The following is a 24447-nucleotide window of genomic DNA, read 5'->3' as shown; positions in this document are numbered from 1 at the left end:
CCGCGGCGCTACGTCCTCATGGCGCGCTGCCGGCGGGTCGTCCAACGCGCCGGGTCGGCTATGAAACGGGCTCCGTCGCCACCGAAGCCGTCTTCAACGGGAGCGCGCAGCCGGCTGGCCGTCGCGGGGGTCCTCGGCCTCTCGCTCGCCGCGTGCGCGGAGCACCACGCGGCCGGGCCGCCCCCGTCGCAGAGCACCGCGCGCGCCGCGCCGTCCGCGGCGCCGCCCGCGGGTCTCGCCCTCGTGCCGCCCGCGGGTCTCGCCCTCGCGCTGCCCGCGCCGCCCATGGTGGACGGCGCCTGGGTCGAGTCGGTGCGGCTCGAGCGCTGGGCCGAGGCGGCGGAGCGGCTCGACGCCCTGCCCATGGAGCAGCGCGCGCTGCCGTCGATGAAGTACGCGCGGGCGCGCGTCGCGTTCGAGCTCGGGGATCATGGCAAGGCGGTGGAGCTGCTGCATGGCCTGGAGCAGGGGCTGCCGCTCCTCTCGCGCGAGGTGGCGCGCTACCGGGCGGAGGCGGCGTTCGTGGCGGGGCCGTTCCTCGAGGCGGCGGCGTACTTCGAGCGCTCGGGCAGCGCGACCGGCCTCGCGCGCGCCGCGCTCGCCACCATGAAGGGCGGCGATCTCAAGCAGGCTCGCGCGCTCGCCGATCGGGCCGTGGCCGCGGCGCAGCGCGCGCGCAGGTCGCGCGACGAGGCCGCGGCGCGGATGGCGCGGGCGCGCGTCCAGCTCGGCGTGCGCGACGCCTCCGAGCGCCCGGGGGAGAAGGCCGCCGCGGCGGCGCTCGCGCAGGCCGACCTCCGGTGGATCGTGAAGAGCGCGCCGTCGTCGCCCGACGGGCGCGAGGCCGCGGCGCTCCTCGCCGCCTTGCCGGGGCAGCTCTCGCAGGAGGAGCGGCTCCAGAAGGTCGACGCGATGGTCGCCGGGGGCAGCGCGGCGGAGGCGATCGCCGAGCTCGACAAGATGTCGGGCGTGCCGGCGTCGGAGCTCCACCACCGCAGGGCCACGGCGCTCTACCAGGCGCGCGACTACGAGGCCGCGGCCGCGGCGTTCCTCAAGGTCGCCGCCGCGCCTTCCGCGCGCCAGGCCGAGCAGCTGCACCTCGCGGCGCGCTCGCTCTCGCGGCTCCGGCGCGAGGCGGAGGCGATCGAGCGGCACCTCGCCGTCGCGCGCAGGTTCCGGAAGACCCGCTGGGGGGAGCTCTCGAGCCTGCTCGCCGCGCGGCTCCTCATGCAGGTCGGGCGCTACGCGGAGGCCGTCGCGCAGTACGGCCGGTTCATCGACGCCTATCCGCGGAGCGATCGGCGCGACGACGCTGTCTACGAGCGGGCGCTCGCGACGCTGTCGACGGGCGGCGCCGCGCGCGTGCGGCGGCCGCTGGAGCAGCTCGCGCGCGACGCGAAGCCGGCCGACGCGGCGCGGCTGCGCGAGCTCGCCGGGCTCGCGGCGCTGCGCGGCGGCGACCGTGACGGCGCGGTGCGGCTCTGGACGCAGGTGATGCGGGAGCAGCCGCTCTCGTGGGGCGCGCTGCTCTCGCGCTCGCGCCTCGCGGCGGTGGGCGCGCCCACGCCGCCGCTGCTCATCCCGGCGTCTCTCGGGGACGCCCGTGCGGTGGAGGTGAAGCTGCCGCCGGCCGCGGCGCTGCTCGCGTCGATGGGGCTCGACGGCGACGCGGAGAGCTACCTCGCCGAGAACGAGCGAGAGGCGACCGCGGCCTATGCGGGGCAGGAGAGCGAGGCGCTCTGCCGGATGTACGGCATGCTCTCGCCCGCGAAGCGCCGCTACCGCGTGGGCACGCAGGCGGTCTCCGCCGCGGCGCTCCAGCGCGCGCCCTCGCAGGCCGATCGCTGGACGTGGGAGTGCGTGTATCCGGAGCCGTACGCCGGCGAGGTGCGCGCGCTCGAGGCGCAGCACGGGCTGCCGAGGGGCCTCGTTCACGCGCTGATGCGCCAGGAGAGCGCGTTCGATCCTGTCGTGGTGAGCCCCGCGAGCGCGGTCGGGCTGATGCAGCTCATGCCGTCGACAGCCCAGAAGGCTGCGAGCGAGCTCTCGCTCGGCTTCGACCTCGGGCAGCTCAAGAGCGCGCCGCTCAACCTGCGCCTCGGCGGCTTCTACATCGGCAAGCTGCTCCGGACGTTCGAGGGCAGCCTGCCGCTCGCGACGGCGGCGTACAACGCCGGTCCGAAGGCCGTGTCGCACTGGCTCGGTGGGGGCATCGACCGGGACACCGATGTGTGGGTGGCGCGCATCCCGTACGACGAGACGCGCACCTATGTGGGTCGCGTCCTCTCGAACCTGGCGCGGTATCAGTGGCTGGCCGGCGGGGACGCGGCCGTGGAGATGCTCCCGCTCACGCTCCCCGCGGACGCGCGCGCGCCGGCGGACGCGTACTGAGCGCGGTCGCCGGGGACGGCAGCGCAGGGGTTCCTCCTGCGCTGAAATTGCGCTGTGCGCTTGAACTCGCAGGCGGGTGCCTTCACCGTGGTGGGGTGGCAGGGACCGCTGGAAGTGACGGCGTGTTCAAGCGGTGTGGGGTCCTCATCCAGCCCTACGCCGACGCTCGATCCATCGGCCGGCTGCTCTCGTCGGCGCTGGCGTGGCTCCTCGTCGTCTTCTCCATCGCGTCGCTCGTGGAGCCGATCGCGGGCCCGATCGTGGCGGCCGTCATGGTGCCTTTCGCGCTGCTCGGGTCGTTGCTCGCGCTGCTCTGCCTGGCGTGCTTGCTCTACACGCCGATCGCCTGGCTCTGGGCGGCGGTGGGCTCGTCCGGCGCGGCGGTCGTCCGGGTGAGCAACGCGCTGTGGATCGAGCGCCCTGGCGATCGGCGCGCGTTCCCGCTCCTCTCGCTCACGCGCGCGCGGCTCTCGAGCTCCGGCGGCGAGGTCGCCTTGAAGACCGACGACGGCGATGTCATCCGGGTGCGCGTCGACGATCCGGTCGACGCGGAGCGGCTGCTCGGGGTGATCGCCGCCGGGCGAGCGCAGGGCACGTGGAGCGCGCGGCTCTACGACGACGCGCCGTCGCTGCCGCGGCGCCGCCTGTTCGTCGGGGTCGCGGCGCTCATGTCGCTGCTCTGCTGGTCGGTGCTCGATTTCGACGTGGCGCTCTCGCTCGGCGTCGTCACGGGCGCCTCGGCGTGGGTGCTGGCGGCGCTGCTCAGGGAGGGCTCTGCGCGCCGCGTGCTGGTGGTGGGCAGCGACGGGCTCTCGCTCCGGGACGACGCCGGCGAGCGCTTCATCTCCTTCGCCAGCATCGAGCGGGTCGAGGAGACGGCGCTCGGGGTCGAGCTCGCGCTCGCCGGGGGCGAGGAGCTCTCGCTCACCCTCGTGCCGCCGCAGCTGCTGCGTGATCCCAGCGAGACGGGGCTCAGCATGGTGCTCGCCGAGCGGCGCCGCGAGCACCTGCTCGCGCTGCTGCGGGAGCGGAGCGGGCGAGGCGCCCACGAGGCGGGGCGCGCTGTGGCGCTCCTCGGGCGCCGCGGCCTGCCTGCGCCCGCCTGGCGGGCGGCGCTGCGCCGCCTCGTGGGCGAGGCCGGCGCCGACTACCGGACGGCGAAGCTCACGCGGGAGCAGGCGTTCACGGTGCTCGAGGACGGCGGGGCGCCGGCCGAGCTCCGCATCGGGGCCGCGCTGGCGCTCGGGGGCTCGCGCGACGGCCAGACCGAGGAGCGGCTGCGGATCGCGGCCGAGGGCTGCGCGAACCGAGACGTGCGGCTCGCCCTGGAGCATGCGGCCGAGGGCGACGTCGACGACTGGATGCTCGAGCAGGCGCTCTCGTCCTCGGGGGCGGAGCAGGCGGCGGCGGCGCCGCCGCAGCGGTCTGCGGCGCGCGCGGCGTGAGGCGGGTCGCGGCGTTATAGCCGCCGGCGCGCCGGGCGGGTGGGCGGGCTGGGTTCGGCTGGGCTGGGCTGGTCGATTCTTCTCGCCCTCGGGCCTTCCAGTTCTGGGTACTCTCTGTGGAGGACGCGCGGCTCCTCGGGTCGGTGTCCAGCCGAGCCTCCGCGGGCGCCTGCTGTGCGCCCGTGGTCCTCCAAGGTAGACCCCTCCGATGGAAGGCCCGCTCCAGGACCCCTACGCTTCGGCCGCAGTTCACGCGCCGCGCCCCCGCGCGCAGGCAGGCCGCGCCGCGCGGATCGCGCTGCTCGTCGTGGCGCTCTTCGCGTCGGTCGGGTTCGGCGCGCTCGTGGTGGCGCCGCGCCTCGGCGGTCCCGCGCCTGCGCCCTCGAGCGTCGTGGTCGCGCGGCCGTCTCCTGCGCTCGTCATCGCGATCCGCGACCTGTCGCGGCTCGAGACCACAGAGGTGCACGTCGAGAAGGTCGTGGATCTGGCCGACCGGCAGAACCGCCTGTTCGGTCTGGTGCAGGCCACCGACGCCCTCCTGCTCGTCGCGGTCGGCCACGTCACGATCGGCGTCGATCTCGCGCGGATCGGCGAGGGCGACATCGCGATGGATCCGGAGACCGGGGTCGCGCGGCTCACGCTGCCCGCGCCCGAGGTCTTCTCGACCCGGCTCGACGAGGACGAGACGTACGTCTACACGCGGTCGACCAGCCTGCTCGCGCGGCGCAACGAGCAGCTCGAGGCGCGGGCCCGGAAGGAGGCGACGGCGGCGATCGAGAAGGCCGCGCTCGAGGGGAACGTGATGGCGCGCGCGAAGGCGCAGGCCGAGCGGCAGATCACGGCGCTCGCGACGCAGCTCGGCGCGAAGCGGGTGGAGATCCGCTGGCGCGAGGTCGGCGGCGGCGGGGGCTGACGCGGCGCGGGCGTTCAGGGGGATCGGGGCTTCTGAGCTCCAGCATCTCCACGTCGAGCACGCCCCTCATCCTATCATTGGCTGGCCAACAGCGGGGCGCAGCGGCCTCTCCGACGCGTATCGATGAGGTCTCCAGCTACTGGCGGTCTCTCACCAAAGGCGCTTTGCGGTGTGACGAGAGCACCGGGCGATCAGAACGACGCGGACCCCTCCCGCGAGTCGCGATCCAATACGAACCATGTGATCGCCTCGCCACCGACGTACTTCGTCAGTGCGTAATTCGCTCCGGAGCCAATGACAACTCCGATGCCGAATGGGAGCGCCTTCTCGAGCGCCTTGCGGGTGAAAATGATGCCGAGCTTCTTGAACAGCTCTTTGATCGCCTGGAGCGTGGCGCCCTTCAAATACTGGCGCAGCATGTTCACCCCGGCCTTCGAGGCGATGCGCGCTGTGGCTTCGATGCCTGCCTTCTCGAGGGCGCCTCCTGCGGCGATCAAGAAGCAGAGGTGACGAGCGTCCTCTCTGTCGAGATCCCAGCCGAACGCAGCCGCCAGACACATGCACATGTCGACCTGCAGCTTCATGCAGATAGCCGCGTCGGCGAGCCCTCCGCCGAGCATCGTCACGGCCGTGCCAAGCCCGGGGATCACGCCAGTTAGCGCGGTGGCTCCTCCGCTCGTCGCCGCGAGGCGACAGTAACGTTTGACGACCATCCTCGCGACGGCCTCCTGATGGGCCTGCTTCGACGCGTCCGGGTTGTCCTTTCGACTCTGATCGAGGTACTTGTCAACCATCGATCGGGCATCGCTGTGGCTGATCGAGATGGCCTCGACCGCTTTCAGGAGGCGGCCTCCGGCTTCGTCATATTCTGCTGTCATGAGATCCTCTCTCTGTTCGCCGAGCGGCTGGAATTTTAGCCGCAGCGCGAAACACCATCTCCCGCGACGAAGGCGGGCGTCTGCGCGGCGAGCGCCAGAGCGCGATCGTGGGTCGCGCTCGCGGCCCACTCGACCACGCGTCGCGAGAACAGGTCCACGATCACGGCCAGGTACAGCCAGCCCTCGCCGGCGCGGATGTACGTCACGTCGGTCACCCAGACTCGGTCGGGGGCTTGGGCATCGAGCTGCCGCTCGATCACGTTCGGCGCGATCGGGCCGTTGTGCCGCGAGTCGGTGGTGCGGCGGGAGCGCCGCTTCCTGCGTGCCGCGAGCCTTTGAGCACGCATCAGCCATACGACCCGCTTTTTGCCGACACGCATGCCGCGAGCACGCAGCTCGGCTTGGACGCGCGGGCTGCCGTATCTGCCCCGACTCTTTTGGTGCACGGTCCCGATCTTCGCGCAAGTTGCGCATCGGCCTTGGCCCGCGCGGATTCCGAGCGTTTGGCCCATGTGTAGTAGCCGTTGCGCGCGACCTGCAGCACCGCGCACAGCACCAGCACCGGGTAGCGCACCTTCTCAGAGTCGATGAATGCGAACCTCACTCGCTCTCCTTCGCGAAGACGGCCGCCGTTCTTTCTCAGATGTCACGCTCCTTCTCCAGCCGCTTCACATCGCGGCGCAGTCGCTGCAGTTCCCCATCCCATCCCTGCCTCCTGGTGCCTCCGGGGGTGTCCACGGAAGCGGGGGGAGGACCACTCGTCATCGGCTACTCTTCGCTGCAGCCATCCACAGCACGGACGCGGGACGTCCACCGCCAGTCTCCTCAACGCGCAAGATTAGGTCACGGATGTCCGGAACCGAGCGTCCTACGGTGAGCTCGACCACGGCTTCGAGACCGCGAGCCTTCCTAGACTCGAATGGATACTGCGAGAGCGGAAGGAAGGTGTCGTGTCCGCGTGGGTGAGGATATGGCCTGGTGTTTCCGCTGTTCATAGGCGAGAGCCGCACGCGGTCCCCGTGACGTTCGAGGAGCCGCGCGGTATCGATCGTGAGCACTGTTTGTCGTCTATCACGATACTCCACGGCTTCGAGCAGGCGCTTGAGCCTCTTCTCGGTCAGCCAGAAAAAGACCATTGAATTCAGGATCCGGTACCACTCGGACGGTGACAGACTGCCCCCGAGGGCGCGACGGAGCGCCTTGTCGCTCATGGGCTTCTGGTCCCGTATGACCGCCGTCCCGTGGACCGCGTGCGTGATCGTAAGCGATCCAGGTCGGTGCGCGGACTCGATGGCGTCTCGCTTCGGTCCGTGGACCTCAAAGAGATCTAGGAGAGCGCTTGTGCTCAGCAGCCCGTGTCGCATGATTCCAGGCCAGCTTCCGGCCTCAGCCATGTGATAAAGGCGAGGGTAGCGCATCGCAAGGGTTTCGCGAGTCACTCCCATCACCACCGCCTCCGGTCGACGATGCTGCGCAAGTGGAACCTGGTTGTGATGGGCGATACGGGCGCTGATGTCACGCGCTCAACCTCGTCGATGAAGCGGATGGTTTCCGGTGTGAGTTGCTCGAAGCGGCGGGCGTCCTTGTTCGCGATGTGGATGTAATCGACGAAGGTCAGCGCGACGTCGGTCGGTCCATTGAGGCTCGCCGCGCTCCGCAGAAGGGCCCAGTCGAACTCGCCCACGCGCCGGTTGCGCTTCGTCGTCGAGGTCTTCTCTGCCTTTCGCAGTTCATCGGCGTCGATGCCTGAGCGCCTCGCGATCTCGTCCCAGTCAAGCTCGCCCGCCAGCGTTCCGGACGTCCCGCCGCTCGGGTTCTGTACCCGGATGGGATAGGTTCGGCAGACCATGATCGTCTTGCGTACCCGGCTCGGAGCGATGCCAGCCTCGGCGAGGCAGCCGCTCACCGTCGTATCACGTGAAGTGACGAATGGGTACTGGCCGTGGTGCAGGCTCAGGCCCGTGCCCTGGGTCCCTTCAAGCAGTATCCGACTGGCCGAAGAGAACGCGTCGTCCAGGACCTCCCGCGTCGGCCGGATATAAGGCGCAAGCTCCGGCACGTCGAGAGCGCGACGGACCGGCGGGGCCGCCGCCGTCCGCAGGATCTTGCGCGATGTTGCCGCCCCCACGCCTCGTCCGGTCGAGCCGATCGAGCCCGCGAGCTTCTCTGCCTCGAACGTGATGTCTGCTGCCTCGATGACCATGGCCTGCGGATCGATGAAGAGCCGGCCCTGTGGCACCCGGCAGTCCGCGACCTCCCTGCACAGCGTATCCACGTCGAGCGTGGCGCCGGGACCGAGCACAAGCTTCGCTTCGGAGCGCCGGGTGCCCGAGGGGAGGAGGTGGAAGGTATACGGCTCCGGCTCCTCGTATACGGTGTGCCCTGCGTTCGGGCCGCCGACCCGGACTAGAAGATCGTACTCGGGTGCGAGATACGACGCGATGTGCCCCTTGCCCTCGCTGCCGTACTGACCGCCCACGATCACGTCGACGACCTGCTCGACGCCCCGGCCGTAAAGCCCGAGGTGGCTCGCGACGCGGACGAAGACGTCCTCAGGAGAGCTGCGCGCGGTGTCGATCACGACATCGGCGATGTCTTTGAGCTTCTCGATCCCGCTCTCTGTGGCGTTGGAGCGCACCTCGTCGTAGGACGTGAACTCTTTCACCGCACGGTTTCGATCCCGGTACCGCTGCGCGAGAATGCCGCCGGAGGCCGTGAGGTGCACGTGCGTTGTACGGAGGCCGAACGCCCTCCGGATGGCGTCGACCTGAGCCTCGATGCGCACCGCGTCCACGACCACCGTCACGTTCTCCCCAAGCTTCGAAACCGACCTGGTCAGCGCCTCGGCGACCCACAGCCCTCCAGTCTCGCGATCCAGCCGCTCTCCGGCCTCCTGGAGCGCATCCCGCTCCGCCGCAGTCCCAGCCATCGCGTGGATGAGATCGCGGGTCTTAAGCCGCTTGAACGGGTATCGGTTCACCAGCGCATCGCCGAGCGTCGTCTTGCCGGACGCTATAGGCCCCGAGAGAAGGATGACTCGATTCACCATCGTGCACCTCCGAAAGACGAAACGCTTGCGAGATTCATTGAATATCACCCCTTGAGGGCGCCCTCTGGCCTCTACCGGCAGGTGATGAGCTCCGTGTCTCAACGGCACTTGCGGAGCACTTCCACCACCCGATCGACATGGATCCCTTCGTTGCGGAAGAAGCGGTCCTTGGTTCCTGGCTCGAGGAGCCATCCGCCGCTGTGATGCAGCGCGACGAGCTCCCAGTGCTTGTTGAACACGGGCGAGCCGGATGAGCCGGGCAGCGTGTCGGTCAGGTACTGCACGCGGCCCTCGCCCACGTAAACAACTAGGTTGTGGAAGAACGAGAGCTGCTTCTGATCGCCGCCGGGGTGCTGGATGATGTTGACCCGTTCGCCGAGTTCGACCCGGGATGGCTGGAGGGCGATCGTCCCCCAGCGCGCGGAGGGCCCGCCCGCGACCTTGACGATCGTGCAGTCGTCGTCGCTGGAGGTAACGAAGAAGGCGTCGGGGTCGAAGCGCAACTCCTCCGGTTCCGCGTCGCGGCCCTCGACCGTTTTCTGGTAGTTGAACTGGGCGGTCGCGGCGGCAGCGGCGTCTCGGTCACCGAGGACGTGGTGATTGGTGACCAGGACGTCACCGGCGATGAGAAAGCCCGTTCCGAGCGAGCCGTCGGAGACCTGAATTCGCGCGACCGCCTGAGCGCGGCGAATGCCGATCTCGAGGTAGCTCACGGGGACGAGCGAGCTCTGAGTAGCGAGGATCTTCTCGAGCGGCGGACCGCCGCTGCCCCGCCACGGGAGCGAGGTAATGCTCGGCCCTTCGGCGTAGCGTACCGCGGCACCCTCGCGCAAGCGCCTAAGGATCTCGTCCTCGGGGTACTCCTCGATGGCGCGGTCGAGCACCGCGTAGACCCACCGCGCGCCCCGCTTCTGCGCCTCGTCGAGGACGCTGTGCCAGGTGAGGTCCGCTCGGTTGTGGAAAGCGATGCGGGTTGCGTCGAGCTTGATGTCAAAGAGGAATCGGCGCACCTCGGCGTCGGACGGGTACTTCCAGGAAAGAGCCTCTCGTAAGGTGCGTATCCCTTCGCGGGAAAGAGCCTGGTTCATCATCTCCTCGTTCTCCGGTTGAGCACGCCGGCGTCGTCGCCGCGCGCAAGCCGCGCCGTGCGTCTCTCAGAGCTTCTGTGCAAGCTCTAAGAGATTGTCGTCGTCGCGGTATTCTCTCAGCGCGCAATGCACAATATCGGCGAGGCAATGCTGTTTTCTGGCCTCCTCGAGGATGGCGTCCCAGATGTCGATGATGCTCCCGGAGATGTTGACCAACAGCAGGCCGATCCCCGCTTCCCTGGCGATGCGCCGTGCGACCTGCTCAGTGTCGTAGAGCACAGCAAGAGTGTTTCGTAGGCGGACTGTGTCGCTGTCGGACAGCGTGGGTCTCCGCCTAGTGCTCCTCTTCGCGCGGGGGTCGGCAGCGGCCAAGCCTTCGATGATCATCCAGAGGTTGCCTTCCTCGTCCCCGGCGCAGAGCAACCCGGAGCACGCTGCGACGCATCGGAACCACGAGGTCCCGACCAGGGTTCCCAGAGGCCTCCCCGTCTCCAGGCTGAAGGCCCGCACCGTCTCGTCCTCGGATGCAGTGAACACGCGCGCGCCGTCGGGCGAGACGGCACAGCCGAACACGCGCCGGGTGTGACTGGGAATCTGGCGGACATAGCGAAAGCTCGGCAACTCGCGCACCTCGATCTGGCCATCGATGCGGGCGAGCACCACGCGCCCGCCGTCCGGCGTTATCGCTGCGGCGAGGAGTCCGCCCGTGAGGCGGATCGACGAGGGGGCACGTGAGGTGTCGGTGAGGTGCCAGAGCTTCACCGCGCCGTCTCGAGAGAACGACAACAGTCGCTTTCCGTCGGGGGTCAGCGCGATGCCGTTGATTTGCCCCTCGTGCACGCCGAGCTGCGAGGGCTCGTCGAGCGTCGCCTCGGAGCGCATCCAGAGCGTGCCGTCTCGGGAGGCTGTGATCATCCGTCCGTCGGGCAGGAACGCGCAGCCACTCACCAGCTTCTGATGCGCTTTGGCGGTCTCTACGCGCACCGCGGTGAGCTCGAGATCCAGGTGGAATAGCAGCACGCCGCCGTCCCGCGCCCCGGCGAGTACGCGGCGCCCATCGGGAGAGATCGCGCAGGCAGTCACCAAGTCGGCGTGCCCCGTCAGCGTGGCGCGGCACTCGCCGGTCGCCGTGTCCCAGAACTTGAGCAGCCGGTCCTCCGATGCTGAGACCGCGAACCGGCCATCGAGGGTCACCGCGGCCGCGGTGACCGGCGCAGCGTGCCCGTCCTGGGCCATGAGGCTCTCCGGACCTCCGAGCTCCCACAGCCTGGCCGAGCGGTCGTGCGACGCGGAGAGCATCCGGCGGCCGTCCGACGTCGCGGCGCACGCGGACACCGCGTTCGCGTGCGCCGCGAGGCGCAGGATGCGGCGCTCGGCGGCGAGATTCCAGACGGCGATCGCGCCGTCTGCCATCCCGCAGAGCAGGTGGCCACCCCACGGGAGGATCGCGAGCGCGTCCACGCGGCCCTGTCCCGCACCGACGCGCTGGAGGCATTGGCCAAGGGCGAGCTCCCAGCGCGAGAGCGTGCCGTCTCCGCTCGCGGCGAGCACCTGCTCGCCGCCCGGCATGAGGGCGAGCGCCGTAATCCAACCCTCCTCCGAGGCTACCGGCGAGGGCGAGCGCGCCTCACCCCTCGGCGAGAGCTCGTACAGGCACTCTCGGGACGCGAGGTCCCAGACGCGGACCGAGGCGTCCCGCGAGCCGGAGATGAGCTGACCCGCGGGGGTCGTGATGCACACCGTCACGTAGTCGCGGTGAGCCTCCAGCGTGCCGACGATCTGGAGCGAGCTTCTATCCCAGAGCGTGAGGGTCCCGTTGTCCGAGCCGACCACGAGAATCCGGCCGTCGTGGCTTATCGCGCAGGCGGTGGCCCAGCGACCACGGTTGTCGAGCACTCCGATGCAGCCGCCTGTCGCGAGGTCCCAGAGCCGCGCCGTCATGTCGACGGACGTCGACAGCGCGAGCTTGCCGTCCGGCGTGAGCGCGCAGCCCGTGAGCTCGTCGTTATGTCCTTGCATCGTCGCGAGCACCTCGCCGGAGACGAGCGCCCAGTAACGCAGCACGCGATCGGCCGAGGCCGACAGGGCGCAGCGCCCGTCGGGGCTCACGACGCACGCGACGATCGCCTTCGTCGGCTCGCAGAATGTGCGCAGCGGCGTCGGTCCGAGGCGCACGCCGTGTAGAAGGCGCAGCGGGGGCAGGTTCCCCTCGAAGTGGAGCATGCGCGCGATCTCCTCGGAGGGCCATCCGGCGCAACGCAGGCGGTTGTAGAGCAGCGAGGGGAGCAGCCCCTGATCGCGGTAGGCGGACAGCCGGGTCGCCTCCGCGCGCACGGCCGCGAGCACGGCGGTGAGATCGAAGGTCGCGCTGCCTTCCGAGGCGCCGATGACCGCCTCCAGATCCCGCTCGATGGAGGTGACGTCGAGCTCGCGGCACTTCGCGTCCAGATAGCCGACGTCGACGCACAGGCGCTGCGCGCCGTCCACGTCGCCCGCCTCAATTCGGTGCATCACCGCATGCCGGAGGGCATAGCGCCGTCCAGCCGGGTCTCCCTCGTCGGGCGGCCACGCCGCGATCCCTCCGAGCAGGTGCAGGTGATGATTACGGATCGCCCGCTCTCCGAGCTCGTTGACGAAGACCTCGCGCACGTGCTCGTGACGCAGCCGATAGCCGAACTGGCTGTCATCGTGCCAGTGCGCAGGCTCCTTGCGCAGCAGGTGGAACGTGGCGCGCAGGAACTCGTCAGCAGCGGCGGTCGTCGGATCGCTGCCGAGCAGCTCGCCGAAGACGTGCGGCGGGAGCGCCTCGCGCGCGGCGCAGGCGAGGCCGAGGCCCTTGAGGATCAGCCTGCGTCGCGCTTCGTCCAGGTCGCGGAGCTCGTCGAAGATCTGGTGGAGAAAGGGGGTGAGCCCCTGCGAGATGCGCGCCGATGTTCGTTGCGCCGGCGGCTGGCCGGCGAGCCAGTCGCAGATCCCGCTCGCATACAGCATGTTTCCTCGCGCGCTGCGCACGATCACGTCGATGAGCGAGGCGTCGAACGGCGCGGGGAGCGAGCGTGAGCGCTGCTCGCAGATGGCTCGGCACGCGGACTCGTTGGAGGGCGCCCACTCCTCGTCGTCGAGGTCGAGCGTGCGCGCCTGTTCGACGACGCCGGGCCAGTCGTGTCTTCGGTACATCGGCCGCGAGGCGCCGAGGAGGACGACGCCCTTCGGCGGCACGCGCGGCAAGAAGCGCGGCAAGAGGCTCTTGCCGTTTCGGTCCTTCGCCGCCTCGTCGAGCCCGTCGATGACAATGACGAGCTTGTCTGCGCGAGGCACGAGATGGCGCTTCGAGACGCGCCGCAAGAGCTCCCCGAACCGGGTCTCCACGGGTTGCTCGGCATCCGCCAGCTCCGGGAGGAGCCGCTCGATCTGCGCGCAGAGGTTGTGCACCACCGCTTCGGGGCGATCCCAGTCGTCGTGGTCACGCCGGATGAAATGGTGCGGTGTGTGGGGGGGAAATACGTCCAGGAGGCGATTGATGATGGCGCTCTTGCCGGCGCCGGCGCTCCCCAGGAAGAGCACCCACCCGCCACGGGGCGCGCTGTCCTCAATCAGCCAGAGGAGCCTCTCGACCACCTTGTCGCGCCCGAGCAGCTCGCCATGCCTGGATCGTTCTTCTTCGAAATCGTTGATCGCGCCGCTCACTTTGTCACTCCTCGTGCCGATGGACGTTGATTGATCCAACGATAGAAATGTGCGCCTCGTGGTCGCCCGTGCCGGCTCAGCGGGCAGCGTCGCGCGGGCGACGCCTCGCGAGCTTCAGGATCTCGTTCTCTGGCACCTGCTCGGCGCGGAGCAGCGGGACATCTCTCTTGAAGGCCGTCACCCGTCCATCCTGGAGCAGATGAAACTCGCCTGCTTCCTGGCCGGGGATGCGGGCGCTGACGTCCACCCGCGCGTCGCTCAGGAGCGGCTTCATCTTGTCGAGCGCCGTCTGCTGTGTCACCCGACCAACGAACCAGCTCCGGAGGTTGTCACGACACCTGTAATCGAGGTCTCCCGGGCTCTGGGTCGCGAGCAGGACGCCGAGGCCGCCGGAGCGCGCGCGGCGCAGGAGGTTCTCCATGGGCGCCTTGGTCGCTGGCTGCGACTGCGCCGGCAGGTACATGTCGGCCTCGTCGAGCAACACCACCGCGCGCAGGTGGGGCGACGGCGCGCGGCTCACCCAGCGGCTCAGCGCGAGCAGGAGCTGCGCGACCCAGAAGAGGACCCGCGCGCTGTCGCCCAGGAATTTCGTGCTGACGATGCTGAGCCGCGTCTTTCCAGGCTGCGAGTGGCGCCCGAGACCGAGGAGCAGCTCGACGTCGAGCGCCTCGCCGTCCATCGAGAGCAGATCCGAGGTGTTCAGCTTGAGCACCTCGAGGTCGTGCACGAGGTCCTTGAACAGCCGTGTATCGAGCCGCCCGAGGGTGGCGACGAGGGCCGGATCCTCGTTCGCGATGAGCTCGATCAACGACGCGACGTCGAGCTTTCGCGAGGCGCCGTGCGCCGCGAAGAGCTGGAATGCCTGCACGAGGATGGTACGGAGCCCCTTGTCCTTGCGCGTCTGCTTGTAGCCCAGCATGTCGCCGAGGGCGTGGGCCGCATAGCCGGCAGCCTGATCGCGCTCAAGGTCCGGGAGCCCCTCGATGCCGCTCGGCATCAGCGAGAGTCCGAGCTGGCGGCCACCGGGGTGGCCCGGCGTGAAGAGGGCGACGTCGAGTCGCTCCGCGAGCGCCCGCTGCCGGGCGTCGAGCGCCGCCTCCGGGTGTGCGCGGGTGAAGAGCGTCTGGCGCGCATAGCCGCAGAGATCCCCCTTGCGGTCGATGAGGATGGCGGGAACGCCGTGGAGCAGGAGCTGCTCGATCAGGTTCAGCGCCAGCGTGGTCTTGCACGCTCCCCGTGCTGCCGAGGAAGGCGGCGTGCGCCGTGAGCTGCTCGGCGTCGAGCATGAGCTTGTGGGAGACGAGCTCCCCTGTCGTGCCGAGCGCGAGAGAGAGGGCCTCTCGCTGCGCCGCTCCGTTCGCGCTGCCTGGCGTCGCACCGTCGGGCTCGGCGGCCCGGGGCGATGCGCCCGGGCTCGCAGGTGACGTCTCGAAGGGCGACGGCGCCGCTCCGCGCGACCGAGGCGCCGGGGCGGACGGTGGGAGCTCCTGCTCGAAGCGGTCGAGGCGGTCGAGATCCAGCACGTGGATGAGCGGCAAGAGACGCGAGATGTGGTTCTCTTCCCTGAGCCAATCGCTGAAATGCTCGCGTCGCACGTGGGTCTCGTGGAACCTGTGGAATGCGGCCAGCGTGCGCTGATCGCTCTCCTCGAAGACCGCCTTGCGGCCGCCGTTCTTGAGGATCTCGGCGAGCGTCGAGTGCACCTGCGTGTTTGGATTGCGCGGGAACTCGCCGCAGCGGAGCAGCGCAAGGGTCCGGCGCCCGGCGCGCTTGCGAGCATCCTCGAACTGCGCTCGGAGCCCGCCGCCCTGGGGTGCCCGGTTGCAGACCACGACGAGGATCTCCTCGACGACGCGAGTCGCTCCGCCCGGGATCGGGACCCGGACGTCGATCTCGATCGCCTCGTCGTGTGGCCGGGCATCGAAGTGAATGCCACTCTCGATCTCCTCGGCGCAATGGCTCACCGCCCACGCGAAGAGCGCGGCGATCTCGGTCTCGTCCTCGGATGGATCGTCCTCGAACTGCGCCAGGAAGTCGTTCCACTCCTGTTCGATCTTCTCCTTGGCCGCACGGACGTCTTGGTCGGCGGGGGCCCGGGGCCGTACGCTGGGAGGAGCACTCGTGCCCCATTGCGCCACGATCCGGCCGGCGTCGATGCACGCATCCCGGAAGATCTGGCACTCATTGAGCGCCGCGCGGACGCTCATCCCCGAGAGCTGCTCCACGAACCCTCGGGGGATGGGGTAGAGGGAATTGGCTGCGCCGTCCGCCGGCGCATGCCCTGCCGTCTCGTACAGGTAGGCGAGGCGCTTCTGGATGATCGGTATGATCTCCTCTTTGCGCCTCTCCGCGACCAGGTGGACCGGCGCAGGGTCGCGCTCGACGCGATCGAGCGTCGACCGGGTGAGCCGAGCGCGCATCGTCTCGTAGTAGTCCTTGAGGCAGGCGATCACGATGATGGACGAGGGAACCTGATCGGCGACCGCGCAGAGCGAGGACATCACCCGCCGGAACAGGGACTCGGCATCGTTGACACGGTACGCATCCTCGAACTGATCGACGCAGAGGACCAGCGCGCGGGAGTCGCACGCCCACATCAATCGGCCGAGCTCCTCGACGACGCGCTGGGCGTCCTCGTCCTCCCGCTTCGGCGACAGACCTCCGAGGAGCTTCTGCTCTCGCTCCGAGAGCACGTCACAGCGCAGGTACTTCACGACCCGCTTCTTCAGCGCCGGATCTTGCCGCTGCAGATAGAGCAGGGCGCGGATGAGATCCAGGTCGAGATCGGCGTAGCGGGGGTGTCTGATGAGCCTGTCGGCGGCGCGCTCCACGAGATCGACGACCTCGTCCTCGTCCAGGTCCTCGCGCTCGTTCAAGGAGCGGATGGAGTCCGGATCACCACACCTCGCCGCGACCGCGTTGGAGAGCCGGAGCAGCCCCGAGCCGGTCCCCAGCGCCTCATAGTAGGTCTGGTCGAGCGAGTCGACGAGGTTGCTCACCAGGTAACGGCTGTAGCTCGTGACCGAGGTGGTCATCTGCATATACCCGACGAAGCCGAGCCCGTTGAGGTGAACGTGGTTTCGGAAAGAGCGCACGAGGTGCGTCTTTCCGCTGCCGGACTCGCCGAGGAGCAGCAGGATCCGGCCCGCGTCGAGGCCCGGCGGGGTCGTCACCTGGGTGAGCAGCCGCTGGAAGGCCGTCCGGGCCTCGTCATGGACGGAATCGACGTCGAACGGATCCTCGCGCCAGATCTGCCCGCGATGCTCCACGGAGTGGAACACGTCTTTCTTCGCTGTCGACAGGAACACGTCGAGCAGGGCGTCCTGCTTCGTCATGGTGCACCCCTTCTCCCTCTTGCTCGTCGACGCCGGCGAGGTGCGTGCACCTCGCCGGCGCTCTCCACGTCAGATGCGCACGAAATGGAACGTCGTGCTGAGATACCGTGTCTCCGAGGCGTCGACGTCGGCCGGATCCATGGCCTCGACCAGGTCGGCGCGGTTGAGTGCCAGGAGCCCACCGCGATGCGCGGAGACCAGCCGAGCCTTGAACGCGTCCGTGTCGCCGATCGCGACGCCGTCCTCGGTGAGGCGCCGGAGCACGTGCGAGATGAAGACCTTGTTGTCTCCGAACCGCCCGCTTTTCGACGCCCGCGCCGCCTCGAGTACGCGCGTGGCGAAGGCCGACTCGTCCGCGGGCAGGGGGGCTGCCTGCGGAGCGAGCAGACCGCGCGCTCCCGTGCCGAGGGCCGACGCCTTTCTCACGAGCAGGTCGATCGCCTGCTTCAGTGTCCCCTGAGGAGGCGCGTCAGCTTGACGGCTCAGCAGCACCCGCATGACCGCCTCCACCGTGAAGGGATCTGCCGTCGTGACGCCGATGGCGCTCCAGGCGACCGCCCCAAGCACACGCGAGAGCGATGGGGCCTGGCCCAGGTTGAGGTGGAAGGCGCTGGCGAGGAGCGTCGCGATACGCGTGGCCTCTGCGGGTGGCACGTCGACGGCGATCTCCCTCCAGCCCTTCGCCGTTGAGGTCTCCTCGTCGATTACCCGGGCCGCCGCCAGTTCCTTGATTTTCCTCCAGCTCAGTTTTTTCTGGTGCGCCGGGTGGAGAGCCGCGCGAATGACTCGTTGGCCGTCGCTAGTGATTTGATAAGAAGATCTCCTCGCGCGCCTAGCGAAACCGGATTGCACGAGGTCGATGAGTTCGTTCTCGATGAGTCGAGTCGCGTCGTTTTGGCCTGGCCTACCTTTGAAAAGAAACATCAGCCTCTCCGCGATCTGGCGCGGGGTGAAGCCATCGAGATTGCAGAAGAGCCGGCCGAGGACGTAGGTGCCCAGACCGGAGAGGACGATCTGTTCGCTGGAGCTCATCGGCCTACCTCCATCGCCCTCGCGGTGGGCATCGCGGCGCGGCGGTCCACGCGCTCGCGGATCAGCTCCCATGCGTCGGTCGGTTCGAAGTGATAGCGCACCTGCTTTGGCTCGACGGCACCCGTGAAGCGACCGCGCAGGACCTCCAGGAGCGCCAGTGCGTCGGAGCGCTTCTGGTCCACCCGGCCATCCCGCAGGAACTCACGCAGCGCCGCGGTCTGCTCGCGCGGCACGCCCTCCTCCTCGGCGCGCCGCAGGAGGATCGGATAGCAGCGGTCCGGATAGAACAGCTGCTGGGCCAGTGCCTCCAGCCGCTCGCGCGTCTCGCCAGGGATCACGCTGGCTCGCTCGGCGGCGCGCAGGGTGGCGCGGATGTTCACCAGCGCCTCGCTCAGCGGGCGATAGCCGTCCTCGGCGGGCGCGTGGGCCACGGCGACCTCGTCGTCGGCGTCGAGATCGCCGCACGCGTACCCGTCGTAGATGGCGCCCACGCCCTCCATGCCGAAGAGCGAGAGCTCGGCTGCGCGGAGCGCCCCCATGCTCGATGCGCCGAGGACGTGGACCCCCTGAGCCATCGCCCAGAGGATCTCCTTGTGGGACACGGACGGGACGCGCTCGAAGTAACCATCGATGAGGCCGATGGCGACGGGTCTCTCCAGCGCCGCGCGGTAGATGTCGCCCTGGGCCGCGGGCGGCAGGAAGATGGCGTCGATCTGCTGCTCGCCCTCCGCTGCCGGGAGGGTGGGACCTGTGAAGATGCAAAGATTCATGATCTGCGCTCCGAAAGGCGCCGCTGCGCGCGCGCGCCGGGGATGTAACCGGGGACGTCGTCGAGTGGCTCGAGGCCCGGAATAACCACGCGCACCACCGGGATCTCGAGCTCAGGACGGGTGAGGTCGACAGCGACGATCTGGTTGAGCCCCGCTGTGCGCAAGCGCTCGATCTCCCAGGCGACGTCGTCGTCGAAGGTTTCGCCCGCGTAATCGGGCGCGTCGTCGAAGCTGCGCTGGGGCGGCTCACCCGCGTGCTCTTCCAGGAAGCGGTTCGCCGCGCGGAGATCGTCGTCGGGCCCGTTGCCGCGGGCCCGGACGTCGTCGCGCACGCCGGTGACGACGGTGAGCCGGCTCTGCGCTGCCTCGGTGATCGCACGCAAGAGCGCCACCTCGCGGGAGGGGTGGCAACCGAAGCCGAGCATCGGCGCGATGGGCCGGTGCAGGTTGGGCGCGCGATCGACGAGCGTGCAGCAGAAGGCCGGGACGCCGATATCGGATGTGATCTCCCAGAGAAACGGAACGACATCGGCGCGCTCCACCTGCTCCAGGAGCGTGCGGCACCCCGGATCGTCCACCGTGGACAGGTCGATCCGCGTCCGGCGCTGGTGTTCGGGGCCCGAGAGCCTCCAGAGCGTGGCGGCGTCCCTTTCGATAAGCTCGCAGATCGCGTGACTCACGGCCTCGATCGGGTGGTTGCCGGACGCGAGCCCGTTCGAGCTCATCACGAAGGCTCCGCTCGCGGCGAGCAACGGCAGCGCGTAGTCCGTGTGGACGACCTCGAACGGGACCCACGTGGGCGCGCCCGTCACGAGATCCAGGCCAGCCACCCAGAAGAGGCGGAGATGGTCATGGAAGTCGACGATGGACAGGCGCGGCAGGTTGTGAACGTCAAGGAGGCGATGGCGGTGGCGGAGCTCGCTGACGGTGCCGAGCTTGAGCGGGAGCTGGATGTGCTCCGCGTGCCATTGTTCGATCGACTCCATCACGCCCGAGGCGCGCGCGGCGGCGAGGGTCGAGCCCTTGCCTTGCGAGACCGCGATCGATCGCGCGTTGGGGCGGACGACCATGACCACCGGCACTCCGAGCGTGTCGAGGCCGGTCACGTCGGCGATCCGGGTGATGCCCATCGCCGGCAGGAGGGGCCGGACCCTCTCCACCGTCTCATCGGGAGATACGAGGCGGTGGGTGCCCGCGAGATAACGCTTGGGCGCTGCCGGCGGAGGACCCGATCGCTGCTCGGCACTGGCGCGGTTTGCGGAGGTGGTCATGGAAGCCCTGGCTCTCCGCTCAGCGCTTGAAGCGCGACAGGTTGAGGACGTAGCAGTTGATCCCGACGGGGACGGCTGTCGGCTGCGCGACGTCCGGGGGAAGCCGCTCGTCCGTAGGGTCGGGGCTCATGGAGAGGAAGTTCGTGCGGTGCAGTCCCTCGAGCAAGAGCAAGACCTCCTTTGTCGTCTCGACGAACCCGGGTCTCAGGGAGGGATTCAGGACGAAGCGTCCCCACGATTGGCAGTGGACGACGTAATAGTCGCCCTCGCGAGTCTCGAAGGTTTCGCCGCTCTCCGCGCGGATCGTGCCTTTCTTGGCGCAGATGACGAGATCATAGGCGGCGAGCCTTCGCCCGCTGCTCAGCGCCGCGTAGGCCTCCTGGACGACGAGATCATCGCCGGCCGTCTCGGGGAGGTTCTTGATGTTTTTTTCGCATATGACATAGACCCCGACGTCGCCCTGGAGAAAGTGCACGAATGCTCCGGGCTTGCCGGTCTCATGGAGAGAGGCGACCTTGTCGCGGATCTCGGGCGGGACGTCGCGCTCGGCCCAGCGGTTCTCTGCGCTCGCCCACGCGCTGGACTCCAGCTGGTAAACGGGGTTCGACTCGCGATCGATGGTGAAGACAATGCCTCTTCGATCGTTGCTGCACGGGATCTCGTTGGACATGGTTCGGCTCCGTTCTCGTTTTGTCGTCGCAACTCCACACGTGGCGCGCGCGGACCGGGCGCGGACGGGGGCCGCGCGGCGGGCCTCGGCGCGCCGTCAAGTAGATCGGTTGAGTCGAGGCTCAGCTCACGCGTAGCCGCCGTGGCGGGCGCCGCGGAGCGCCAGCGCGAGCGGCCGGCAAGCGCGGGCCTCGTGGCCTGACGCGAAGGCGCGCGCTGCCGCCTCGAGCAGCTTGGTGAGCCGACCCGGCAAGCGCTGCTGCCGCGGGTCGAGCACTGCACGTACCTGCGCGATGGCGCCCTCCAGGCGACCACGCGCGAGCTCCACCCGGCAGAGCGGCAGCCTGGCCAGCCACTGGAAGGGGTAGACGAGGGGGAGGGGCTCCCAGCAGACGAGCGCCTCCTGGCCTGCCTCCTCGGCCCGTGCGAGGTCGCCGCGCTGGAGCGCGCACCACGCGAGGGTGCCCAAGGCGGCTCCGGCGTACTCGCGCACGTTCTCTGCCCTTGCCAGCTTCAAGGTCCGCTTGGCCAGGTTCTCCGCACCCTCGACGAGGTTCCGCCTGCGCTGGATGAGCGTGAGATAGGTCAGGCAGCGCGTCATGACCTCGAGGTCGCCGCTCCGCTCCGCGATCGAGAGGGCGTCGCGCATCTCGGCCTCGGCTTGGTCGGGGTCGCCGTACAGCATGCGGACGATCGCGAGGCTGCAGCGGGCGGCCAGAGCCCAGTGACCTTCGGGCGGTGCGTCCGCGGCCTCGTACGCCGTGACGCACTCGTCGGCGAAGCTCAGCGTCTCGGCGGAAGCGACGAACCGATCGCGCTGGATGCCCCGCTGCGTCAGCGCGTGGAGGTAGTGGGCGCGGTGCAGCGATGTACCTCTCTGCTCCAGCACGGGGCGGACGGTCTCGATGAGGGCATCCAGCCGGGCAAGATCGGCGAGCCAGTAATGCACGGAGATGCGATCCAGATAGATCTGGATCCACTCGTTCCACCACGTCTGGGCCTCACCCGAGGCTCGCTCGGCCTGCTCACCGACGAGGGCGGTCTCCGCCTGCCCGTAACACTCGAGCGCCCTGGCGTGCTGGTGGTGCATCTCCCAGGTCTTGCCGATCTTGCGGTGGAGCCGGGCATGGTCGACGCGGGGAGTCGCCGCGCCGAGCGCCGCGCCGTAGGCATCGCGGGCCTCGGCCTGACGCCCGACGAGCCCGAGCACGTCGCCCAGCCCCTCGTGGAGTTCGGCGAGCGCTGCAGGCGCGGCGCCAGCGGTTGAGAGGGCGCTGATGGCCAGGCGATAGAAGCGGACGGCGTCGCGGTTCGCATAGACCTCGGCGGCGCGCTGCGCGGCTCGCGCGAAGTGCGCGCCGGCCTTGCCGTGGAGGCCTGCTCCCGCGAAGTGGTGCGCCAGCACTGGCGCCTGGGCGCCGCGCGCCTCGAGCGCCTCGCCGGCGCGCTGGTGTAGCGCGGCCCGCGCTTCCGGATCGAGCTGGCTGTAGGCCTTCTCGCGCAGCTTGTCGTGCACGAAGCGCAGCCGAGCTGTCTCCGTCTCCTCGAGGATTCGCCGCGCCCGGAGCTCAGCAACTGCCTCGGTGGTCGCGTCTTGTCCGAGTGGGCCCGCGAAGAGGAGCTCGTCGTCGAGCTCCTGCCCTAGCACCGCCGCCCACGCCGCGAGCACCCGCGCCTCCGCGTCGAGCAGGTCGAGCCGCCGTCCGAGCAGCTCGTCCAGCGTGCCCGGGATCTGGAGGGAGGCGAGCGCCGCGGCGCCGCGCCCCTTGAAAGAGAAGCCGCCGCCCTGCTCCCGCTGAAGTTCCCCTGCGTCGAGCGCCGCGCGCAGGTACTCGGCGACGAAGAACGGGTTGCCGTTCGCGTTGCGGATGAGCGCGTCGAGCACGGTCCTGGGCGGCATGCTTGGCGAGAGCATGCCCACGACCATGTCCTCGATGTCGCGAGCGGCCAGCTTGTCGAGCCGGATCGAGGTGGCCCCCGGGGCGTGCGCGATATCCTCGAGCTCCGGGCGAGTCTCCTCCATCCGGTAGGTGCCGATGATCAGTACGCCACCGCGCTCGTCGGGCTCGGCTCGGGCAAACGAATCGAGCAGGGCCAGGGTCAGATCATCGGCCCACTGGAGGTCGTCAAGGAGAAGGCAGAGCGGCCTCGCCTCGGCAAGCGCCCGAAGGGTCTCCCGCAGCGCGGAGACGACGCGCTTCCGCGCCTGCGAAGGCAGCAGGGGCGCCGGCTCCGATAGGCTCCCGAGCGCTCGCAGCTCTGGCATGTAGGCCGCGAGCACCTCGCGGCGACCGCCGAAGAGCCGGTCTGCTTCTGTCTCGGATGCGCGCGCTTGATCGACCGCTGCCAAGAGCGTCGTACGTAGCGGTTGCAGCGGGGCGGCCATCGCCGCCATCGCACCCGCCTCGCCGGCCCCAGGCGCAACACACACGCCCGAGAACACCTGGAGCGACAGCCCATTCGCCATGACGGCGCGGCTCACCTCTCGCACGAGCCGCGTCTTCCCGGAGCCGCTCTCCCCGTGCACCAGCGCGATCGCATCTCGCCTCTCGGAGGCGGCGCGCTGGGTCATCATCTGCAACTTGCAAACGGCATCGGTGCGACCTGCGAGCACGGGCCGGTACAGGTACACGCGTGGCGGCGGGCCCTCGTCGCGCTCGGCGGCCGCGCCCAGCGCGACGAGCTTTGTGGCGACGTCGGCGGCGTACTGGACCCGACGCTGTGGATTCTTCGCCAGGAGCGTGAGGATGAGGTCGTCGAGTGCTGCCGGGAGGCCCGTGACAAGAGCCGAGGGGCGCTGAGGTGAGGCCGTGCGGTGCTGCTCGCGAAGGGACGAGGCGTCGCCAAGGAAGGGAGGTCGTCCCGTCACGCACTCATAGAGGATGCAGCCGAGCGCGTAGAGATCGGCGCGCGCGTCGACCGGTTCCCCCTGGAGCTGCTCCGGGGCCGTGTAGGCCACACTGCCGGCGAGCGGGTACACGTCGAGCTCCTCGCGGCCAGCGCCGCCGAAGTGAACAGCGATCCCCAGGTCGACGAGGACAGGGCGTCCGTCGTCTTGGAGGACGATGTTCGCGGGCTTGAGATCGCGGTGCACCAGGCCCTCGCCATGCAGGTAGGCGAGCGGCGCGCAAAGGCGACGGATGAGCGTGAGCATCGTGCCGAGCGGGCGCGCGGCCGCGCTCGCTGCGGGCGCGCCGGTGCGCAGGCGGACGCTGGCCGCAACGGACCCCGAAGCCTGCACGGGAATAGTGATCGCCGCCCCCAGGCCGGCGTCCTTCGAAAAGGTAGCCGCGAGGTGATCCCGGAGCGTGTCGCGCCGGAGGAGCGGCATTGCGACCCAGGGCACGCCGCCGGTGACATCCTCGTCGAGGAAGCGAACGATGCCAGGGTGGTTCAAGCGGCGGAGCACCCGCGTCTCACGGCGTATCGCGGCGAGGTGGTCGGCGTTGTTCACGCCGAGCACCGTCTTGATGGCCACCTCCTCGCCTGTCAGGGAGTGTGCAGCGCGGAAGACGACGCCCATGCCGCCTTTGCCGAGGAGTTCGATGATCCGGTACGGGCCGAGCTGGCGAGGCTCGTCCGGTGCGTCGCTGGCTGCTCCCTGCTCGTCGATCATCCGAGAGCAGGAGGCTACCGCAGCTTCGACGCCGGCCTGGCGTCCTATCCTCCGGGGAGACCGAGCGGCAGACGCGGGCCCCTGGAGGCGCTCCCCCTCAGGTTTCCTTTGCGGCATCGTCGTGCTGCCTTCGCTCTTCCTGCTCACGTCACGGACACTCAGCACGTTGCATGCCGAGCCAGGCGCGTCGCGGATCCCCGCGAAAATCCGCATGATTGCTCATCGCCTGCGCGGAGCGCTGGCCAAGGTTCGCCACCGGCGGGCTAAGGTTCGCCACCGGCGGGCTAAGGTTCGCCACCGGAG

Annotated in this window: 17 protein-coding genes; 3 read left to right on the top strand and 14 right to left on the bottom strand. The window is 69.5% G+C overall.

Features of this window, described 5'->3' with window-relative positions:
• The first annotated feature begins 60 nt into the window (after nucleotides 1–60).
• The 3 genes from WME95_RS33760 (at nucleotide 61) to WME95_RS33750 (ending at nucleotide 4749) form a co-directional block, all read left to right on the top strand.
• A complete protein-coding gene (locus tag WME95_RS33760) occupies nucleotides 61–2391 on the top strand; it encodes a transglycosylase SLT domain-containing protein (protein WP_437903485.1) in 2331 nt (776 codons plus the stop codon).
• 122 nt (nucleotides 2392–2513) lie between these two features.
• Nucleotides 2514–3836: a hypothetical protein gene (locus tag WME95_RS33755; protein WP_437903484.1), complete on the top strand. Its 1323-nt coding sequence runs from the start codon at nucleotides 2514–2516 to the stop codon at nucleotides 3834–3836.
• A 208-nt stretch (nucleotides 3837–4044) separates the two neighbouring features.
• Entirely contained in the window at nucleotides 4045–4749 is a 705-nt protein-coding gene (locus tag WME95_RS33750; RefSeq protein ID WP_437543316.1) for a DUF4230 domain-containing protein, read from the top strand.
• A gap of 191 nt (nucleotides 4750–4940) precedes the next feature.
• On the opposite strand, the gene WME95_RS33745 is transcribed toward WME95_RS33750, so the two are convergent.
• The 14 genes from WME95_RS33745 to WME95_RS33680 all read right to left on the bottom strand — a co-directional run bounded on the left by WME95_RS33745 (nucleotide 4941) and on the right by WME95_RS33680 (nucleotide 24144).
• Nucleotides 4941–5627, bottom strand: coding sequence for an EcsC family protein (locus tag WME95_RS33745; RefSeq protein ID WP_437903483.1), 687 nt, complete (start codon nucleotides 5625–5627; stop codon nucleotides 4941–4943).
• A gap of 35 nt (nucleotides 5628–5662) precedes the next feature.
• Complete coding sequence (locus WME95_RS33740; protein WP_437911053.1) at nucleotides 5663–6073, bottom strand: DDE-type integrase/transposase/recombinase; 411 nt, start codon at nucleotides 6071–6073, stop codon at nucleotides 5663–5665.
• Nucleotides 5974–6231, bottom strand: coding sequence for a hypothetical protein (locus WME95_RS33735; RefSeq protein ID WP_437911131.1), 258 nt, complete (start codon nucleotides 6229–6231; stop codon nucleotides 5974–5976). The genes WME95_RS33740 and WME95_RS33735 overlap by 100 nt, the downstream gene beginning before the upstream one ends.
• 157 nt (nucleotides 6232–6388) lie before the next feature.
• Nucleotides 6389–7045 (bottom strand): DUF7002 family protein, encoded by a 657-nt coding sequence (locus WME95_RS33730; RefSeq protein ID WP_437911052.1) that lies wholly within the window; start codon nucleotides 7043–7045, stop codon nucleotides 6389–6391.
• Nucleotides 7046–7071: 26 nt separating this feature from the next.
• Nucleotides 7072–8676: an adenylosuccinate synthetase gene (locus WME95_RS33725; RefSeq protein ID WP_437903482.1), complete on the bottom strand. Its 1605-nt coding sequence runs from the start codon at nucleotides 8674–8676 to the stop codon at nucleotides 7072–7074.
• A 98-nt stretch (nucleotides 8677–8774) separates the two neighbouring features.
• Nucleotides 8775–9764 carry a trypsin-like peptidase domain-containing protein gene (locus WME95_RS33720; protein ID WP_437911051.1) on the bottom strand — a complete coding sequence of 330 codons (990 nt, stop codon included), beginning with the start codon at nucleotides 9762–9764 and terminating at the stop codon, nucleotides 8775–8777.
• A 66-nt stretch (nucleotides 9765–9830) separates the two neighbouring features.
• The gene (locus WME95_RS33715; protein ID WP_437903481.1) at nucleotides 9831–13451 is read right to left on the bottom strand and encodes an AAA family ATPase; all 3621 of its coding nucleotides are present in this window, start codon (nucleotides 13449–13451) and stop codon (nucleotides 9831–9833) included.
• Between the two features lie 76 nt (nucleotides 13452–13527).
• Entirely contained in the window at nucleotides 13528–14448 is a 921-nt protein-coding gene (locus WME95_RS33710) for an ATP-binding protein (protein WP_437903480.1), read from the bottom strand.
• Nucleotides 14414–16786 (bottom strand): AAA family ATPase, encoded by a 2373-nt coding sequence (locus WME95_RS33705; RefSeq protein WP_437903479.1) that lies wholly within the window; start codon nucleotides 16784–16786, stop codon nucleotides 14414–14416. The genes WME95_RS33710 and WME95_RS33705 overlap by 35 nt, the downstream gene beginning before the upstream one ends.
• 69 nt (nucleotides 16787–16855) lie before the next feature.
• The gene (locus tag WME95_RS33700) at nucleotides 16856–17818 is read right to left on the bottom strand and encodes a hypothetical protein (protein WP_437903478.1); all 963 of its coding nucleotides are present in this window, start codon (nucleotides 17816–17818) and stop codon (nucleotides 16856–16858) included.
• Nucleotides 17815–18588, bottom strand: a complete 774-nt coding sequence (locus WME95_RS33695) for a TfuA-like protein (protein WP_437903477.1) — start codon at nucleotides 18586–18588, stop codon at nucleotides 17815–17817. The genes WME95_RS33700 and WME95_RS33695 overlap by 4 nt, the downstream gene beginning before the upstream one ends.
• Nucleotides 18585–19859, bottom strand: coding sequence for a YcaO-like family protein (locus WME95_RS33690; protein WP_437903476.1), 1275 nt, complete (start codon nucleotides 19857–19859; stop codon nucleotides 18585–18587). The genes WME95_RS33695 and WME95_RS33690 overlap by 4 nt, the downstream gene beginning before the upstream one ends.
• Before the next feature lie 19 nt (nucleotides 19860–19878).
• Nucleotides 19879–20529, bottom strand: a complete 651-nt coding sequence (locus tag WME95_RS33685) for a hypothetical protein (RefSeq protein WP_437903475.1) — start codon at nucleotides 20527–20529, stop codon at nucleotides 19879–19881.
• A gap of 126 nt (nucleotides 20530–20655) precedes the next feature.
• Nucleotides 20656–24144, bottom strand: coding sequence for a serine/threonine-protein kinase (locus WME95_RS33680; RefSeq protein ID WP_437903474.1), 3489 nt, complete (start codon nucleotides 24142–24144; stop codon nucleotides 20656–20658).
• Nucleotides 24145–24447 lie beyond the last annotated feature (303 nt).

The sequence above is a fragment of the Sorangium sp. So ce327 genome, assembly GCF_051530205.1.
In the GTDB taxonomy this organism is placed as follows: Bacteria; Myxococcota_A; Polyangia; order Polyangiales; family Polyangiaceae; genus Sorangium; species Sorangium cellulosum_B.
The sequence above is the reverse complement of the archived record's forward strand: the minus strand, read 5'-3'. Positions and strand labels throughout refer to the sequence as shown.